The organism is Anaplasma phagocytophilum str. Webster (genome assembly GCF_000964685.1).
GTDB lineage: Bacteria > Pseudomonadota > Alphaproteobacteria > Rickettsiales > Anaplasmataceae > Anaplasma > Anaplasma phagocytophilum.
On record NZ_LANS01000001.1, the window covers coordinates 1,167,247 to 1,187,046 of the forward strand.

The following is a 19,800-nucleotide window of genomic DNA, read 5'->3' on the forward strand; positions in this document are numbered from 1 at the left end:
GCTTTATGCTTTTTGATCGTAAGATTATAAGGCAATGTCGTGCATCGGCGCTTTCATTTTCTTCGTCAATTTTTTTTGAGGTGGCTGCTCTACTTGCTGGTAGAGTAGCCTTTCTTCAGTTGGATCGTGTTTCGGATATTTTGTTTTTGGGGTGTCGTGGCGACCCTATATTGAATCAATTTGTTCCTTTCTTCTCTTTGGACCATCGAGTTTTTCTTTGTGATGTTGTGGATTCGCAATCAGGAGATGGTAGAAGGTATTATAGGGTAGTATCTGATGACGAAGCCATGCCGTTTCTTGAGCAGAGTTTTGATTTAGCTATCAGCTATCTTACTTTGCATAACCTCAATTCCTTAGTAGAAGCAATTTCTAGAATTAATTCTATTCTGGGGAAGGGGGGTATATTCATAGCTGCCACTTTTGGAGAATCTACGCTAAGGGGTGTAAAGAAGGCTATAATCTCTGCTGAAGATGGATGTATTGTGCCTAGGATACAGCCTTTTCCTAGGTCAAGTGATATGGCAATGTTGCTACAGACCTGTGGATTTACGGATATAGTTGTTGATGTAAGTGTCATTTGCATCAGTTACATAAGTTTACATCACTTATATAAAGATCTAAAAGATATGGGTGAAGGTGATATGGTTAACAAGGGTTCTGAGCCTTTAGAGCCTGCTATTATGGAAAGAGCGTGGCATTTGTATAGGAAGTCACTGGCTGGAAAGGGGGAGGGGGAAGAAGCTCTTCCGGTGGAATACGAGATTATATTCTTAAAGGGCAGAAAAAAATAACTTTCGAATAGCGAAAAGAAGCGTACTGCATGTGATATCTCAGTGTTAGGTGTCTGTTGCGTGTAATAAAGAAATCAAATTGTTTGATGGAGAAGTGGTAGGCGTCTTAAAAGGTTGTCTATATGCCTTCTTGAGAAACTGATATAAATTATTACATTGAAAGGGAGATGATAGTAACTTAAACTTTGGCTTTAGATGTTGCTTGTGGTCCTAGAGTGAATAGGAGTTCGATACGGAATTTTGCGATAATAGCGCATATAGATCATGGAAAATCAACTTTAGCTGATAGGCTGATAGAGTCTTGTGATGCTTTGGCTGAGCGGGATATGAAGGAACAGGTTCTTGATTCCATGGATATCGAGCGTGAGCGCGGTATTACGATAAAAGCTCAAACCGTAAGGTTAAAGTATACATCTAAGGCGGGAGAAGTTTACTACTTAAACCTTGTTGATACTCCCGGGCACGTTGATTTTTCATACGAAGTTAGCAGAAGCTTAGCTGCGTGTGAGGGTTCATTGCTTGTTATAGATAGTAGTCAGGGTGTTGAAGCTCAGACATTGGCAAATGTCTATAAAGCGATTGAAAATAATCATGAGATAATAACAGTACTGAATAAAGTAGACCTTGTCTCTGCAGATCCTGAAAAAGTTAAGTCACAAGTTGAAACGATAATAGGGCTAGATGCAAGTGATGCTCTTTTGGTATCAGCTAAGACTGGTATAGGAATAAATGATGTTTTAGAGGCTATAATAGAGCGATTACCTGCGCCTGAAGGTGATGAGGAAGCTCCTTTAAAAGCGGTATTGGTGGATAGTTGGTATGACCCATATCTGGGCATTGTCATTTTAGTGCGTATTAAGGACGGTGTATTGAAAAAGGGAATGAAGATATGCATGATGTCCACGGGAGCGGTATATACCGTAGATAATGTGGGTGTATTTACTCCGCACAAGAAAATGGTTGATGCTTTGTCTGTAGGTGAGATTGGGTTTATCACTGCGGGCATAAAAGAGCTTTTAGCTTGTAAAGTAGGGGATACTGTTACAGAAGATGCTAGAAGATGTGCTGAAGCTTTGCCGGGATTTAGGGCTACCTGTCCGGTGGTCTTTTGTAGCCTTTTCCCTGTTGATGCTGGAAGTTTTGAACATTTAAGAGAGGCTTTGGGGAAGCTGCAATTAAATGACGCCAGCTTTACTTTTGATATAGAGAGTTCCACTGCTTTGGGATACGGTTTCCGCTGTGGTTTCCTAGGCATGCTTCATCTTGAAGTTGTCCAAGAGCGGCTAGAGCGGGAGTTTGATTTAGATCTTACTGCTACTGCTCCTAGTGTTGTATATAAGGTGACTGATAAGCGTAATGTCACAAGGGACATTCATAATCCTAATGATTTACCAGAAGCACATGAGATTCTCAAGGTGGAAGAGCCTTGGATAATGGCTACAATAATGGTTCCAGATCAGTATCTAGGATCTATGCTGGCTCTGTGCAATGGTAAACGCGGAGAGCGTGTAGATCTCTCGTATACTGGTAACATGGCTCTGTTGCAGTATCGGTTACCTTTAGCAGAAATAGTTTTTGATTTTTATGATAGGTTAAAATCTATCTCGAAAGGGTATGCAAGCTTTGATTGGCAGATGGATGGTTATATGCCTGCCGAGGTATCAAAATTGACTTTTTTGATTAATTCTGAGTTGGTAGATGCATTGGCGTGTATCATACATAAGTCAAAGATAGAATCAAGAGGGCGAGAAATTTGTGAACGCTTGAAGGATCTTATTCCTAGGCAGCAATATAAGATTGCAATACAGGCTGCAGTTGGTTCAAAGATAGTAGCGCGTGAGACTATATCTCCATATCGTAAGGACGTGACAGCAAAGGTGTATGGGCGCGATGTTACGAGAAAGATGAAACTGTTGGAAAAGCAGAAGAAGGGGAAGAAGCGTCTGAGGTCTATTGGAAATATTACTGTTCCGCAGAGTGCTTTTATTCAAGCATTGCAGGTGAAAGATTAGTTTCGGGTTATCTGTAAGTTTCAGAAGTGGATAGTAGGTATTCAGTCATTAATTTCAGGATTTTATCTTACTATATGAAACGCTGGGTTTGGAATATATCAAAGATTTTTTAGTATTGGGTGATTCTGCGCTCGGTAGAGGTTTTATGCAGTTCCGCTGTAGTATTCAGAACGAAGCGGTAAATGTGGTTTTGCTCTCTGATAATAATTCGCTCATACTGTTGCTAGTTTTACTTACGTAAAATTATGCATCTACCAATCTTTCCAACTGAAGAGTTACTGTATTTATGGGGTAGGGTATGTCTCAACTCCTGATGTAGATCCTATAAAGTGAGTAAAATACTGATGCCAGTGCATATTTTAATTACGATACCAGTACAATATTAGAATGGGTTGATTATTCTTAAAATACCTATAGTGCTGCTATACGTGTTACATCATATTAGTAGCTTTTTGTATATTAGCGAGGTACGGTCTTCTTAGTAAGACGATTTTTAATTTTACCATACTGCACGAGCAATAAAGTCATATGCTTTATGTCTACATTACTGCGGTTTTTGTAAGGAATGCAGGAAGATATATCGCTTAAAAGACATGTGGTTCTGCTGCAGTTTGTGCTGCTAGCGTTAGAATGCCGTTTAGTTACGTAGTTTTAATTCAGCAAAAACTGACTTCCTAGGTACTAGGTGTTGTCCAAGAATATGTAAGAAAGCATGGAGTTATAAGAAAGAAGTGGATGCACCGGTGATTTTTCTTTACACCCTATTCTAAGAGAGTGTGCTCTGCTTTTTAATATGCGTACTATCCTCTCTTGTGAATTTTCAAAGCCATTCTTGTTACAAAAAAGTATATTAATGGAGAGTCATGCGGTTATGTAACCAGTTATAGAACTTGTGCTATATAAGATGGGAGAATTAATACTAAAAGCAAGAGAAGAGATGCCGACTTTTTTCGTATGGTAAGCGCTTATTACGCGTTCAGACGTATGAAGGTCATACTCTTCTACATAGATTTACGTAATGCAAGCAAAAGTAAGTATAAGTATCTAGGAAAGTAATATTGATTACGCGGTAGTATGGGAAAATATTGAAGATTGTTGAACAGAAATTGTATCTACTATGTAATAAAAAGCGGTATGTATTTTGTATATGCTAGAGAACTTTAGCATAGTTATGGGCTTGATATGGCATGGTTTGTAGAGTTACCATTGGTGATGGAGTGCTGTTGTAGTAAGCTCTAAGGGTTTAACGGTATTGGAAAACAGTTTTCCTCGTCATCTTTGCGAGTCAGGAGACATGAAACATCTTGGAAAGGGTTACTTTGAATCGGTAAAGATTTTTGCACGAGAGTGCAATACTAGTCTGATGCTTGAAGAAGCTTTAAGTGAAGATTTGCTAAGGCTGTTGCACTTATAAACAAGCTTTTATAGCAGTATTTAGAGTTTTTAGTTGTTCTGCAGTTTGGTAAGAAAATTTATTGCGTTTTGCTAAAAACAAGGAGTATCCCATATAAAATAAGGCTCGCGGATAGTCTTGCATATATTTCAAGAATACCGCGCAATTGTTCCATATGAAAATGCTGCACTTCATTATTTTGATTTGCTAGAAAGGCTGGGTTCAGCTTCTCCGTTGGTGTGCTCTTCTTATATCAGATTATTTTGGGCTTTTACGCATCGGAAAAGTTTTGTTTATACTTGAGAAGACCTAACATTACATCATAAAATTTCGTCTGAAGTTTATCGCTACGGCGACCAACAAATAGCTATCCAAGCAAGGCCGTCCTGCGTGTTAACACATATCTACGAATAGATGATAGAATTCTTTGTGGAAAATTTTCTGTGAGAAGATAGCCTGAGTTCCTGCTACTAATCTCTGCAGCTTTAGTGGAAGTTACTCTGTGCGCTTTTTGTCTGTGAGTATTCCTAGCTTATGGCTTATTTTTCTTCTTCAGAATTAAATTTATATTCTCTAAATTCATATGTCTATTAAGGCATGCTGACAGCATTATGTTCTTCCATGCATTGTAATAGGAGGATATTAGTGGAGAAGGATACTATATCTCTCCTTTATGCAAGCGTTCTTTCTTATGATATTGCTTACGTCAGAACTTCCCCATACTTTGTCATCTAATTAATAGATGTGTACTTGTTGTATTTCTGAGAACCATATTTGGCTAGTAAAACGGTCCTTATAGCTTTCCAGATAGTGTTTTATCTGGTGCCGTGTATAGCTGAAATACCTCTAACTTTGTAGCACATCACGTAATTATACAAAAAAGTTCTTGGCTATATCTTTAGAAACGAAAATTAAGCTGATTATATGACCTTCTAACGTCTTTTATATTGAAAACTACATTCCATATGGAGCTTCACATCACTCATAGAGCTCCACTTATTCCTCATTCTGAATTCTAATTTAGTATAGAGTCACTATGCAATTCACTAAGTTTATAAAGCTAGTTTTTGAGACAGTTTCTCCAGGGAGCACGTACGTAAATAACTGGCACATACGTGTAATGGCCGACAGGCTGCAGGCAGCACATGAAGGGAAGATTAAAAGACTTATAGTAAATGTACCGCCACGCATGATGAAATCGATATGCGTGAGTGTAGCATGGCCTGCATGGATACTAGGGTTTAATCCATGTGCCAGAATCATTGTTGCAAGTTATTCTCAATTGCTTAGTGAGAAGCTATCTCTCGATACGAAGTGTGTTTTACAGTCATCATGGTATAGAGCAATATTTCCAGAGGTAGAAATAAGTAAACTACAGAATAGTAGAAGAAAGTTTATAACCACAAAGCTAGGATACAGAATGGCTACTTCGGTAGGTGGGACGGTAACTGGAGAAGGGGGAGATGTTTTAATTGTTGATGATCCGCTAAATCCGATGCAAGCATCTAGTAGCAAATATAGAAGGAGGGTGTTTGACTGGTTTAAAGAAAGCTTTTTAACCAGGATAAATGATAGGAAAAAGGGGATAGTAGTAATAGTAATGCACAGGCTGCATACTGAAGATTTATCAGCGCAAGTTCTTGCTACAAGTGCCCACAAGACATGGCACCACCTGTCGATACCTTTTATCGCTGAAAAAAGAGCGACTATCTTCTCTTTAAATAGGGATTATGGCTCTTCACGCTGTAGGGTGGCAATGTATAAACGCTCAAAAAATGAGCCCATTATCAAAAATTTAGGCAGTAGATATATTGAAGGTTTAAAGAATGAGGTAGGAATATACGCATTTTCATCGCAGTACCAGCAGAAGCCTATAAACATTGGTAATAGCGGAATCATACGAAAGGGATGGTTAAAGCGCTATCATAGTGATGAGTTTGATACTACGGAATCTTGCATAGTACAAAGTTGGGATACAGCATCCACTCTACACGCACATAGCAATTTTAGTGTCTGCATCACGTTAGCTATTCGGGATGGGAGCTTTTTTCTATTAGATGTATATAGAGCAAAAGCTAATTATACAGAGTTAAAGAAGAGGGTACTGCATCTAAGTGAGCATTGGAAACCGGATGTAATACTCATAGAAGAAAGATCTAGTGGGTATCAGCTTTTACAGGAAATGAGCAAAAAACTCCCCGTAATAGCGTTTAATCCTAAGAAGTATTGCAAATTATCTAGACTGCTTCAGATCATCCCTACAATTCAAAAAGGTCATCTTTTTGTGCCTCATTATGCTCCATGGTTACATGATTTTGAGAGCGAAATATGCGCGTTTCCTAATGGAGAGAATGATGATCAAGTTGATAGTCTCACCCAAGCATTCAACTGGTATCGTGATCAAGGAGTATCCAATATAGAAGAAGTACCTGAATGCAATATTCGATTTCTAATTTAAGAGCCTATAGCAACAATGGGTATGAAGCATAACTTGTAATGGTTTTTGCTAATAACTCATAGTTTCTTTTGCTGTATCATTATTATATGTTGTGCTCTGTTTACTTCTCTGAAAAGTGTTATCTTGGGTAAAGCAAGTAACAGGTATCGTGAAGACTTGCCGAGTAATTTCAAAAAGAAGCACATGCTCGTGATTATAAAGAAGATTGAATAAGAAACGCCTGCAAGGGTAGGGTATACGATAAGCAATTCATGAGATCTATGTATGAGAAGTATGCGGTGGTATTCATGCTAATAATATCTGTATCGATTAATATTTTCATACCAAACTTTTATATGAAAAATAGAAAGGTTATATAGATGCAGTGGATATTATTACGTATTTACGTTTATGCCACTAATTACATCTAGATGGAAATTGTATGTACACTTCAGTACTAGCGTAAAATTATTAAAGATGTAGCAAAGTCTTGAAAATTGCTCATACCATACCTATACTAGAGTGCGTACATAGTGCAATTAATAAACAGAGAGGCGTTGGTATATGCTTACCGCATCTGGGTTATCGATGGGAGCAGATGATTTACTTGCATATATGGAGCAAGTAAGGGCTTTTCCTATGCTAACAGAGAGAGAAGAGAAGGAATGTGCAGAGAATTGGCATAAAAATAGATCGGTAGCTGACGCTCATAAGTTGGTAACTAGCCATCTGAGGTTAGTGGTTAAAGTAGCAATGGGTTTTAGGAGTTATGGCCTTCCTCTCATGGAGTTAATAATGGAAGGAAACATAGGTCTGATGCAAGCAGTGAAGAAGTTCAATCCCGAATTGGGCTTCAGGTTGTCTACATATGCAATATGGTGGATAAAAGCGTCTATAAAAGACTATATACTGCGTTCCTGGTCGTGTATGCGTATAGGGACCACGCAGGCTCAGAAGAAGTTGTTTTTTAGTTTGAGGAAGATTAAAAGGAGAATATTAGGCTGTAGTGCTTCGGCCAGTCAGAGTGATATACGTGCTATAGCGGAGGAATGCGGTACTTCTGAAAAGGAAGTAGAGAGCATGGATAGGTTTTTCTCCAATAGGGACATATCACTCAGTGACAAGGTCTGCTGTGAAAGTGGTACTGAGCTACAAGATCTTATACCATGTTCAAGCCCCAATCAGGAGGTTATGTACCTATCCCATGAGGAGAGTGTGATGAAAGATCAGATGGTAAAGGAGGCTTTATCTACGCTGGATGAAAGACATAGAGATATTTTTTCGCGAAGAAAGTTAAAGGAACATCCAGACACTCTAGAAACGTTAAGTGAAGAATATGGAGTCTCAAAGGAAAGAATCAGGCAGATTGAGCTTCAATCTTTCAGTAAGGTAAGGTCTTTTGTAAACGCTAATAGATACAAGATATGCTGCTAGTTTATAGCGTCTACTGTGTTGGATTAGATTAAAGTCCGGTTTGAGGCTGATTTTCTGATAACATAAGTATGAGTAGATGTGCGGTAGTGTGTAAAGAGGTCATATGGATATGCTTCTGAGACATTATCTCAAAACACTGTTCTATTTGATAAGATATTTCTATTCTAGAAAGAGTAATCCTGGACACGCGCTATGATGCCGTTCTTATAGAGACTTAGCTACCTGTGTGTTGTTAGGATAGATTCTTTAAAAATGCCGTAAATAGGCCTTAAAGTTACACCATTGTTTTCCAAAAATAGCGATAAGTATTTTCGTGCCCATTTAGATTAGAATAGTAAAGGAGTTGTGTGATATAAGCAGGTATCCCATCCACCGACCCATATCTATATAGTAGAATCATAATTAATATCTATACGTGATGTAGTGAAGAGGTAATTCTGCTATTCTTGCAAAATATGCCCATACAGTAAGTGCTCACATACACTTTAAACTGGATTCTACTAACAAGATTGAGTTCTAGTGTTAAGGTTGTGATGCAAGTCGAGCGCATTCAGATAGACGTAATAAGTTTTTCCAAAATCTTGAAGAGCTGACTAAAGGCAACTCAATCAAGGTTCCAGAGTTGGATCAGGTGCGTTCTTACAGAGCTCTCTATAAAAAGAGAAACTATTAAAAATGAGAGGGTAATAGCATCATTTTATCTGAGTTATTCAGAGATAACTTCCCTTAATAACGGTGACGCATGGAGTTAAAACACATGAACCTTAAGGCAAGTAAAACACTCGCAGAAGAGAAGCTGCCTTCATATGAGTAGAAAACTAAATCCAAAACTTGTAAAGATCAGAGGCATAGTCCCGCTTGTATATAGCCAGATCTTTGAGAATCAGTCATGTATAATGATTATATCACATTAAATTCCCAACCTTAATACCATGATCCGATACATAAAATTACTCTAGACCTTTTTCTTTATCATGTAACCCGTATAATAAGTTTTTCAGCAGTTTGCGTACAGTTTCTAGGTTTTAAAAAAGTTTTCCTCGCAGTGATAGATTATTTTAGGTTCCTCATATAAGTTTATCACATTCTGAGCTGTAGACTCAATTCCCTCAGTATTTCATTTTTTAAAGACAGAGTATTATTTGTAACTCCGTGCATATCATCTATTTCATGAAGATTTTAATACTTTTAAAAGAAAATTTTATCGGAAATCGTATACAAGATCACAACATATATGAGAGCTACTGATATTATTGTGCTAGCCTAACACTTCAAAGCAATTCCCAAGAATTCATAGATGCTATCCAAGATGCCTCGCTTTGGAAGGAGTGAAAATGACGCATGATATAATGCTAACGTCCGCGACGTATGCTCAACATCTACCAATTTTTATTAGCGCAATGAGACCATGAGGATAACATGACGTTTTTATAAGGTATAGCTTTATATTGGAAAATACGCGGGAACTACAAAGAATATAAAAAACCTCCTTATATTGCCAAGCTGCATGTCAACTATGCGCATACAACTTATATCTCAATAAATAAGCTCGTGCCTATTAGTCTTAGAAATTTATGCTCTTCATTAAATTCCCTTCTAAAGGCTTTGAAAGAGAGCTTCATATGATATCTTTTTCCTCCTATGAACACCAGAGCAGGAAAAAGGATAAAGCAATTATTGCGGTGTTGTTATACACATTCCATTCATGTATAAACCACACATAACGCAAACAACACCACCAGAGGCGCTCCGTCACTCCATTCCCTGCTTCAGCACATAAACTTTAAAGACAGTAAAGTCGCACCGATTCTTTCCTATGCCACTTAGTGATTTGCAACTTTATAGCTAGGATAGTAGTGTAGCCTCCAAGATCTCGAGAGAAAACATACAAAACCAAAGACTTTCTACGCATGCAATAATAAACGTTTCTGCATAATCATGACAAAAAGCAGCAAACGCGCAGCTTAAAAGCTTTCCTGTTGTTGTAATGCTCACTATCCCAACACTTTTCTAGGATAAAAATACACTGCAACAAAAAAAGCCTTAGATTTTATCGCGAGACACCACTTCCATGCCCTGATCTACTACTTATTCTGCTACTACGCCCCCTAGGTGGAAGAACATCCACATACTCAGATTCCGCATTCTCATTAGCGGGCTCCTCCATAGCACTTATGGCCGAAGCGGTACCTATGCACCCAACAGCATCTATAGTTTTCAAATCACTTGCATTTAAGGCATACTCTTCTCTCGGCTTCGAGCCATCGTGGTCTCTAGATTCCCTATCACCATGAAGTAACGGTACCCCATCTTCAGAATCTACCGCAGCACTTTGTCTCATATTCACGCACGCGAAAGATATGCAGAGGAAACCTAAAGTCGCAGCCACGAAAGAAAGCACGAAGACGGATTGTATACTTAAAGTGATCCCTAACAATCCTCCAATACTCTCAAAAGGTATAGCCTCACTTCCATGTAGCATATACAGGCCCAGAGCGTATAATACAGAAAGCGCAGCGCATACAGCAAGAAAAATGCCGAATATATACATTGCTCTATTCAAATACCTACTTACATGTGATACTTCAGTCTTCGGCACACGCGGCAGCCAACGACCTTTTCTTCTTTCCACACCTTTGCCCACGCCCCTTCTCTCAAGGAAATTTCTAAAATCTATGTAAGTATCTACCACATTGGACTGCATGATAAACTCAGTGAGATCTTTATATTGAGGATTATCCACGAAATTACGTAAGAACTTTATCCGCTCAAATAACAGCAAAGCTATTTCCTTCGCATGAGCCATTACCTTCTTTCTATCGGTATCCTGACGACACACCCCTTCGCATATGTTACTCACTATATTTGATAGGAGTATTCCACCTTCTGCTGCATCATCACTTAAGCGCCTAATTTCCTCAGCAAGCGCCTCATAGTCTACCCCAAAACTACATCTCTGACGCGTGTGGTGACTCTCAATAAGTAAATTAACAAGTTCCCTACCTTCAGCAGAACTTAGCAGGCCATCGGACAACTTATGATAAGTGACACTCTGCTTCAACAACGCAAACGATGCGCTCGTATTGAAAGAATACCCAACCCTTCCACTATTAAAAAGCATAGCTCCAACATTGTCAGTAGTTATGCCAATTTCATTATTCAGCAACATACTGACTAGTAACAGCCTTTCCGCATTCACTGCAGCGCTCTTCCTAATCTGAGCACTAACCTTACTGTTTACTATATGAGGCCATTCATCATCATTTTTCAACGACGCCAAGAGCTCAACACGACTAAACGCAAGTGTCGCTGCAGATTCTGATCCACCAGACAAAACACTTCTGCGAATCTTATAATGCTTCGTCAAGCGAGGATTAAAATTGGATAACAAGCGAAGCTTCCAAGCCACGTTAGATACATAACCAGGATCAAGAGGCTCATCCATAGAAAGTAAAGCCAGTAAATCGTCACGAGACCTAGTTAGGTTCATGCAAGTGCTACTGGTATATACGGCATACGCAACACCAACCAAGGCAGAACCTGACATTTTCGACATTGCCTTTAAAAGCTTGCGAGAGCACGTTTTATATACCTCATCCCAGTTTAAAGTGCACTCCTCAGAAATATTTCCCGTATGCAATAATATTGCATCTACCACGTCACATACATCCTGCACAGCTTCACGAAGAGCATACGCAGGTGAAGACGGCGCTAGAAGGCTGCGCATCAGCGCCCCTCTCTCTTGAGGCATAAAAGCGCAAATAGCGACTAAATAACGACAGAGATTCTCCATGCCCTCTTCAGAAGCGATAGACCTCTTCAAGGCGGCTACTGCACAAGCCTCTCTCATACTGGGCACACCAATCTCGGCACCCGGTGTAGTGACATCGTAGGAATATCTCAGCCCATGAAAAGTAGGGTGCACCCTAAGGATATACTTTGGGGCCATTCCCTTGAAGATTGCACGAATGATCGCCCTTACCACTACTTCATTAACTACCCTTACGTCACGTTGCCCATCAGGACGCAATATCTCATTTGTAATTTCTTCAACTATTTTCCGCATCGTCTTGTTGTCTTAAGGATTAAAAAGGAATACATCCGATGCCATGAAGCGCACGCAGCTGCCACACACCACCGCATCCTAGATAACATAGATTAATACTTGCGGTCAAGACAAGAGCTACAGCCTCAGCTAGACATTGCTATACGCTAAAAATTTAAAACGCGTATAGTTCTAGTGTAGCACTATATATACTATGTACAGTTGTATCGAAAACTTGAGTATAAACTAAGGAAATTGCTGGAGAAAATAGGTTCACTAAACATAAGTTAAGTGTCGGCATTGTAATTTGCATACTATTCCGCTCTTATAAAAGCATGAGAGCAACTTTAGAAAAGATGGGAAATTCCTCTACTCAATTTCAGCATCAGTGAACGATTACATAGATTTGCAGATTCTACAAATATTAGAGTGCACTCACTCTACGTGATGGATATGCTGATTATTAGATTGTAAACTCAATACCAATAGATTCATATAGAGTACCATCCCGTTTAAAATCAATTTTATTTAGGTGTGGGAAATTGGCTTCCATAAAAACACCAGCATATATCGACGTGATGCTACCTATTTTGTACTTAATTCCGAAATTGATACTACATGGAACTCCATTCCCTTTGTCTATAGAAATACGTGACCCTACACGTAAAGCCAGGTTTTCTAATAGCAGTATGCCGTTCTTTTCCCAAAATAGCTCGGCATATGGAAGAGAATCACGTTTTATCTTTTCTTTTGTTTCCTGGAAAGAGGCAAATTCAAGCTTAGTAACACGATAGGAATACCCAACTCCTGCTGCGAAATTTCCCAGTGATGGAGTCGAAATAACATAGCTAATTCCTGCTAATGCGGAGTAGTGCTTGTGTATAATATTTGCCTTATTCTCAGGTTCATTTTTAGGTGTTGATGCTTCAGAAGTATCAGAAGGAGATTGTTTCTTTTTTGTTTTAAAAAGATTTAAGAAGTATTCACTTCCGTCTTTGTATGCACCTAAGCAAAACCTTAAATCTGCCTTTGTAGCGGATGAATTAGCATGTGATATGCTATCACAATATGCGCACTTGCTTGCAAGACCGATAACAATCACAAACTGAACAAGCGAATAGAAACGTTGTAATACTTTCATCCTTCATAACACATAACATACGGTTTGCTACAATACTACGTTTTGTAACTCTCAATACAATATAATATGCCAGATTATAAGAATATACTAAAAGTATCATGTTTTTATAATTAATAATTTAATATTTTTTACTAGGGATTTTGGTTATTTCTTGCTAAGAACTACTGCTTTAATGGCACATTTAAAATGCTGGCAGATGTAAATACAGTGGCATTCGTTGGTGTGTGTACTGTAGATGTTATTGTGCAAGTTCATATAGCAAATGGTATACCATCTTTTCATATCGTGGGTATGCCCGATAAGGTTGTTGCAGAGTCACGTGAGAGAATAAGAGCGGCATTAACATCTATCAAAGCTCCTCTACCGCTGAAACGTATAACGGTGAACTTATCTCCAGCGAGTCTATTTAAGGAAGGCAGCCATTATGATCTTCCCATAGTTATGGGCATACTTTCTGTTATGAAGATTATCAAAGAATCAGAGAAGCTTTCTTCTTACATAATGCTAGGTGAACTTTCATTGGATGGCAGCATTACAGCGGTAAAAGGAGTTCTTGCTGCGGCAGTATGTGCTAAAAATGGGTCGAAAGGGATAATATGTCCGTATGGCAATGCCAGAGAAGCGTCTCTCATTGCTGGTTTAGAAGTGCTGGGGCCGAGGCATTTATCTAATCTCGTGCATTACTTTAGTAATAATCATTATTCTGCGAATACCGACTCTGCAGAATTTTATAATACCTCTGATAGTAGGGGAAAAGAATTTCATATTAAAAGTAAAACTTTAACAATAGATATGGGAGATGTATTAGGGCAAGAAATCGCAAAACGCGCAGCGCTAATAGCAGCGGCGGGAGAGCATAATTTGCTTATGATTGGGCCTCCTGGTACTGGAAAGTCTATGATTGCAAAAAGAATTCCCGGTATTTTACCCGATTTAACTCCCGAGGAGATAATTGCAATTAATGTTATTTCCAGCATTACTCAAAGTGGGATTGAGTATCTTATCACTTCGAGGCCTTTTAGAGAGCCGCACAGTTCTGCGTCTATGCCATCTATAGTAGGAGGAGGGATGCGCGCGCACCCTGGTGAAATTACTTTGGCTCATAATGGTATTTTGTTTTTAGATGAATTGCCTGAGTTTTCTAAGAGTGTTTTAGAAGCGCTAAGGCAGCCTTTAGAAGATAAAAGTGTTGTAATAGCACGAGCGAATTCACATATTACCTATCCAGCAAATTTTCAACTTGTTGCGGCTATGAATCCTTGTAAATGTGGGTATCTAAATGATCCAAATAGGAGATGTTCTAGGGCGCCAAAATGCGCAATAGAATACCAAAGGAGAATTTCTGGTCCAATATTGAGTAGGATAGATATTAAAGTGGAGATGGGGAATGTAAGCGTGTTTTCGAAAATAACTGGAAGCAAGGAAGAAAATTCATCAGAAATGAAAAGAAGGGTCATGAGTGCAAGGCTTTTTCAAGAGCGTAGATATGGAGATGCTACGAAGAGAAATGCTTTTTTATCAGCGCATGACGTGGAGTCTTTTGTGATACCGTATATGTGTAGCAATGCGAGGAGATTGCTTGAACAAGTTTTTCAAAGGAATCAACTCTCTAATAGAGATTCTGCTAAGATCTTGAAAGTAGCAAGGACTATTGCGGATTTGTCTTGTAGTGAAGAGATCTTAGAGGAACATGTTGCTGAGGCCATAAGCCTGTTTGGTCATAATGTATTTTGTTTATAAACTTTGTTGCACTCTTGCCAGGCTGTATATTTTCTGAATCGCAGTTCTTTGCTCTCTTTGATAGTGCAAGTTCTTTTTGCTTTAGGGATATCTTAGCAGCATTGAAATTTAGGGCAGTGAGTACGCATTTCTCTAGGTAGAGTTCTGTTGTTTGTGAGCACTGGAGTTTAATAAGCCTTTTTGCATTCCAAAAGGCTTGATTATTCATGTGTAATTTAGCTTTTATATCTTAATACGAACGAGGGTGGTTTTTTAAACGCAAGTAGTTTTTTGCTCTTATTTAAGAAGCGCTTGTATTGAGAAGGAGCTTGTGCTGCTTAGTAAAATTGTCCATGACAATAACACTCTACCTCTTAAGAAGTGCATATAAAGTGCTATGGAGAATAATTACTAGCGATAAAGAAAATCCTCAATAATAGATATCGCAAAGAGCGCAGCTTTGTTACTTCAAATCTTGTAAGCAGTAGCATTTGTGTTATCAGTGGCAGGATATACATGGTCTCGCAGCATGTGAATAGCTAAAGCTTCTGGGTGATCTTGGAACAGTATGTTTCTATGAATGTCTTTTACTGACTTTATTATCCCGTTATCAGAAAATCTTACACCCAAAGATCCTCAAATCGTGTCATTCAGCAGGTAGAACCGTCCCTTTATGGTAGAGTATATATTATCCTCAATGAGGTTTTAAAGGCTTATTGATTCCAGAACTGGATGGGCGTATAGGTGTACATATCAGGTAATGTGGAAGCTATAAAAGCGCTGCAGTCTCAGAGTATAACCTTCTATAGAGCAGTATGGTGCAATAGTTGTGTAGATGGTGATCAATCTTTCCTAGACGCTAAAATTAAGGCACTGTTACGGGAGGGGGGATAAGGTTATCAACGCGGTGCTTTCTTCAGGGGTGTTACAAGTAAACCTATAAAGGTCTTTTTATGTGGTCATATCCGCACAATATGCTAGGTAAACATGCTCCTAAAGTGAGTATGATAAATTACAGAAAACCACGTACTAAATAATGGGGTCGCTGTTTGTCCGTGTGTTATGTTCGGAGCTCTTGACTTTTCCCGGTTTCATATGCCTTTCAGATGATAGGTTATCTGAGGCGTGTAAGAGGATTATAGAGGCCTGTTTATATCTAAGCTAGTTTTGGATCATTACATGAACATCAGAAAAAAACAAAGAATTCCATCCATTTGTTGCATCAGGTTCTACATGCACAGACACCATAGAAACCAATCTACTACCTGGCACGATTCTCAATTTATGTAGGACAACATCCTGATGATGCGGATCTAGCATAGATACTACATGTATAGCTGCAGCTTCAAGCTAACCAAGCAGCTTGTGAACGCGCACAAACTAAATAATGCCCATCGCATGCCATAATACTCTGCAATCCTCCGCAAACGCCCGTGAGGTTTATATCAGGATTTTTATGTACTATCTCAGCAATAGCCGCCGCAACCAATTGTCGATTAGTAGTTGGTGCATATGTGTGTATTATATCTTTAGCATCCATTCTAATTGCGTGAAATAAGGGAGTAATGCGGTAATGCAAGTAGTTATAGAACTGCTATAAGATTGTGCGCTGCTGTTTCTTTTTAAAAAGAAAGGACGTATATTCCTGTATACTTCTGCGTGTTAGACGTTAATTTTCATTGCATGAGGAAAATGTGAGAATAGTAGTTGGAATTTCTGGCGCTTCGGGTGCTATTTATGGTGTGCGTTTACTTCAGCATTTAAAAAATACAGATGTTGAAGTCCATCTAGTGATAAGTAATGCTGCAAAACTTACACTAATGCATGAATGTGCTGATATAATTACACTGAGAGAGTTGGAAGAGGACCTCTGCTATCAGTGTCATAATTGCGAGAATATAGGTGCGTCTATAGCAAGCGGATCATTTGCTACTGCGGGAATGATTGTTGCACCATGCTCCGTGAGAACCATGTCGGAAATCGCATCGGGCGCAGCATCGAATTTGCTCACTAGAGCAGCAGATGTAACTTTAAAAGAAAGAAGAAAGCTGGTACTGATGCTGCGGGAAACTCCCTTTCATTTTGGGCATTTAAGAAATATGACTGCACTTACAGAAATCGGAGCAATTATCGCTCCGCCCATACCATCTTTTTATCATCATCCTAAATCCATAACGGATATAGTAGACCATTCCGTTTCTAGGGTATTAAACATTTTTGGATTTTGGGATAAAGCGAAAGAATGGCAAGGGCTCAAGAAGTAACTCTAAGGAGTGAACATGTAATTTATTTGTAGAATATGATACTTTCAAAGCGGGAGTATCTTATACATGGCATATACATCAGATGCTCTAGAGATCTTAAAGTTTTGTGTGGATAAAAGCGTTTTGTCATAGCCAATCTGATAAAGGTTTGAGATTACTGTTACTACCAAGGATCCAATGCGCTTTTGCTGCTATACGGATACCTGATGAGTACAAATGCAGCAGTAGTAATGCTGCGCCTTCTCAAGTAAAAAGATTACATTTGTGACTTCGTGGTTTAGGAATAATATAGCATATTATATACAACGCTAGGCATTTTCAAACCCCTGAGTTTGTCCTTTAAAGGCTTAACAAGTCAGAAAAATGGAAAAAGATATCTAGAAACCCAGCCTCAAGACGCTAAAGATAAATACTATCAATATCCAGAATGGCATCTAAAGTGTGAGTTTAGATGTGGGGTACCGTTGTGTTTCGGAATTATGCCAATTGAGTATAGAACTCCTGTAATTATGGGAGTTCTGTAAGTATGGAAGTCCTGTAAGTATAGAAGTCTGATTCGGTTTCCTACAAAAGATTACAATGAGGGTGCTTTCGGTATTATCTCGAGAGTGGAAATACATGTATCCTATCCATGGTATTACGATAGCAGTAGGCTTAAGATACGTTTTCCCTATAACATAACTAGCAAATAATTTTGCTCAAATCTATAAACTCTCGACACACAAATATATGGCGACTGTTGCTACTTCTTCTGTAGTCAGGCACCTAAAAGTGGTGTAAGTGCTTTAGAAGATCACCAGTACGCTTGTGTATAACCGCAGCTACATTAAAAATTTCACCTTCATCGTAGTGCTTACCTATTACTTGTAATGACATAGGCAAGCCATGCTTCGTTAGGCCAGAGGGTATAGAGATGGCTGGAAGGCCTGCTAAGCTTGCAGGTACGGTAAAGACATCGCTATAGTATCTGTCTATCATTTCTAGTTTTTCGTCCATTCCAATGAAATTTCTCGGAGTTGTTAAAGTCAGTATGCAATCTACCTTTTTAAAGGCTTCATCGAAGTCTTGCATAACTCTGCGACGAACTCTCTGTGATTTATCATAGTATGCATCATAGCACCCATAGGAGAGAGCATATGCTCCGATAAGAATTCTACGTTTTACTTCTTCTCCGAAATTCAAGCTTCTCGTCAGCTCATACATATCATCTATGCTTTCACCTTCTCGTCTAACTCCATACCTGACGCCATCATAACGAGCCAGATTAGACGAAGCTTCAGATGATGCTATAACGTAGTATAAAGGCAGCGCGTACTTGGTATGATGCAAACTTATGTCTACAATTTCAGCTCCACAATCTTGTAAGTACTTTAAGTTTGCTGCCCACATTTCTGAGACACATTCCCGTTCCTTATTTTCAGGAATTGCATACTCCCTTACAATCCCTATGCGCTTTCCTTTGATATCGTAACTTATATGTTTTAAGAAGTCTGGTACGTCCACCGGTGAAGAAGTTGAATCTTTTTTATCATGTCCGCACATTGCCTGTAGCATTATAGCAGCATCTTCAACAGTGCGGGTGAGCACTCCTGCTTGATCTAACGAGCTTGCAAAAGCTATCATTCCCCAGCGAGAGCAGCGACCATAAGTGGGTTTTGCGCCTACTATGCCACATAAGGCAGCTGGTTGTCTTACAGACCCACCAGTATCACTACCAATGGCTGCTATGCATAGACGACCTGCAACGGCTGCGCTAGATCCCCCGGATGACCCTCCAGGTATAAGATCTTCGCCATAGGGGCCTTTCCATGGGTTTTTCACGGGTCCGAAGCAGCTGTAGCTGCTAGCAGAGCCCATGGCAAATTCATCCATGTTCAATTTCCCCATCATGCAAGCATTATTATTCCAGAGATTTTGAGAGATAGTAGACTCATAGCTAGGAACGAAATTCTTTAATATGTCAGAGCATGCGGTAGTGCGCACTCCTGCGGTGCAAAATAGATCTTTCACTCCTATAGGCATACCTGCTAATGGACTTATCTTTTCACCTTGAAGCAGTAGGTTTTCTACCTTTCTTGCTTGCTCTAATGCAATGTCTTGCGTTTTTGTTACAAAAGCATTGAGATTCTCATTCTCCATCTCATCTATGTACGCTTCTACAAGCTCAGTAGGGGAAAATTCTTTTCTCTTGAGGCAATTATGTGCTTCCAGTATTGAAAGCTTTAATAGTTCCTTCTTCATATTTAGCAGGCCACAAAAACGCTCAATTGTGATGGGAGGTTAACACACTTTGAGAGCAAGGCAACCGATTTAGTCACGTTATATGACTTCAAGCCTAGGTACTTTGAGTTTTATACGTAGCAAAACAATGATGCGCCATTTCTATACTTTCAAAATATTGATACAAATTTCTCCGATGTGGCAGTATAAGACTTTCTAGTGAAGCGCAAGATTATCTGATGATATATACGTTAGTCCTATGCCATTAAAACTGAATGCAATTTCAAAAGCCACCAGAGAACATATAAAATCTTTAGGCAACGGTAAGCTAATTTAATCCTCCA

The 19,800-nt window shown here is 39.0% G+C and carries 12 protein-coding genes; 7 read left to right on the forward strand and 5 right to left on the reverse strand.

Annotation, left to right across the window (positions count from 1 at the left end):
• Window positions 1–5: 5 nt before the first annotated feature.
• The 5 genes from APHWEB_RS04725 (at window position 6) to APHWEB_RS04740 (ending at window position 8,067) form a co-directional block, all read left to right on the forward strand.
• Entirely contained in the window at window positions 6–791 is a 786-nt protein-coding gene (locus APHWEB_RS04725) for a methyltransferase domain-containing protein (protein ID WP_011450866.1), read from the forward strand.
• A gap of 215 nt (window positions 792–1,006) precedes the next feature.
• Window positions 1,007–2,803, forward strand: coding sequence for a translation elongation factor 4 (gene lepA, locus APHWEB_RS04730; RefSeq protein WP_011450865.1), 1,797 nt, complete (start codon window positions 1,007–1,009; stop codon window positions 2,801–2,803).
• Between the two features lie 1,252 nt (window positions 2,804–4,055).
• Window positions 4,056–4,217 (forward strand): hypothetical protein, encoded by a 162-nt coding sequence (locus APHWEB_RS06515; RefSeq protein ID WP_011450862.1) that lies wholly within the window; start codon window positions 4,056–4,058, stop codon window positions 4,215–4,217.
• A 1,015-nt stretch (window positions 4,218–5,232) separates the two neighbouring features.
• Window positions 5,233–6,654, forward strand: coding sequence for a phage terminase large subunit (terL, locus tag APHWEB_RS04735; RefSeq protein ID WP_020848964.1), 1,422 nt, complete (start codon window positions 5,233–5,235; stop codon window positions 6,652–6,654).
• 543 nt (window positions 6,655–7,197) lie between these two features.
• Window positions 7,198–8,067: an RNA polymerase factor sigma-32 gene (locus APHWEB_RS04740; RefSeq protein WP_011450859.1), complete on the forward strand. Its 870-nt coding sequence runs from the start codon at window positions 7,198–7,200 to the stop codon at window positions 8,065–8,067.
• Window positions 8,068–10,117: 2,050 nt separating this feature from the next.
• Here the strand turns inward: APHWEB_RS04740 and APHWEB_RS04745 are convergent.
• Window positions 10,118–12,133, reverse strand: coding sequence for a hypothetical protein (locus APHWEB_RS04745; protein ID WP_020848963.1), 2,016 nt, complete (start codon window positions 12,131–12,133; stop codon window positions 10,118–10,120).
• A gap of 442 nt (window positions 12,134–12,575) precedes the next feature.
• Window positions 12,576–13,253, reverse strand: a complete 678-nt coding sequence (locus APHWEB_RS05815; RefSeq protein ID WP_011450855.1) for a hypothetical protein — start codon at window positions 13,251–13,253, stop codon at window positions 12,576–12,578.
• A 186-nt stretch (window positions 13,254–13,439) separates the two neighbouring features.
• On the opposite strand from APHWEB_RS05815, the gene APHWEB_RS04755 reads away from it, so the two are divergent.
• Window positions 13,440–14,993 (forward strand): YifB family Mg chelatase-like AAA ATPase, encoded by a 1,554-nt coding sequence (locus APHWEB_RS04755; RefSeq protein WP_011450854.1) that lies wholly within the window; start codon window positions 13,440–13,442, stop codon window positions 14,991–14,993.
• Between the two features lie 1,140 nt (window positions 14,994–16,133).
• Here the strand turns inward: APHWEB_RS04755 and APHWEB_RS06755 are convergent.
• Complete coding sequence (locus APHWEB_RS06755; protein WP_020849336.1) at window positions 16,134–16,292, reverse strand: hypothetical protein; 159 nt, start codon at window positions 16,290–16,292, stop codon at window positions 16,134–16,136.
• 25 nt (window positions 16,293–16,317) lie between these two features.
• The gene (locus APHWEB_RS06760) at window positions 16,318–16,512 is read right to left on the reverse strand and encodes a hypothetical protein (RefSeq protein ID WP_020848961.1); all 195 of its coding nucleotides are present in this window, start codon (window positions 16,510–16,512) and stop codon (window positions 16,318–16,320) included.
• Window positions 16,513–16,666: 154 nt separating this feature from the next.
• Here APHWEB_RS06760 and APHWEB_RS04765 point away from each other — a divergent pair, with 154 nt between their 5' ends.
• Window positions 16,667–17,236, forward strand: a complete 570-nt coding sequence (locus tag APHWEB_RS04765; protein WP_011450849.1) for a UbiX family flavin prenyltransferase — start codon at window positions 16,667–16,669, stop codon at window positions 17,234–17,236.
• A 765-nt stretch (window positions 17,237–18,001) separates the two neighbouring features.
• Here APHWEB_RS04765 and gatA read toward each other — a convergent pair.
• Window positions 18,002–19,477: an Asp-tRNA(Asn)/Glu-tRNA(Gln) amidotransferase subunit GatA gene (gene gatA / locus APHWEB_RS04770; protein ID WP_011450848.1), complete on the reverse strand. Its 1,476-nt coding sequence runs from the start codon at window positions 19,475–19,477 to the stop codon at window positions 18,002–18,004.
• Window positions 19,478–19,800: the final 323 nt, after the last annotated feature.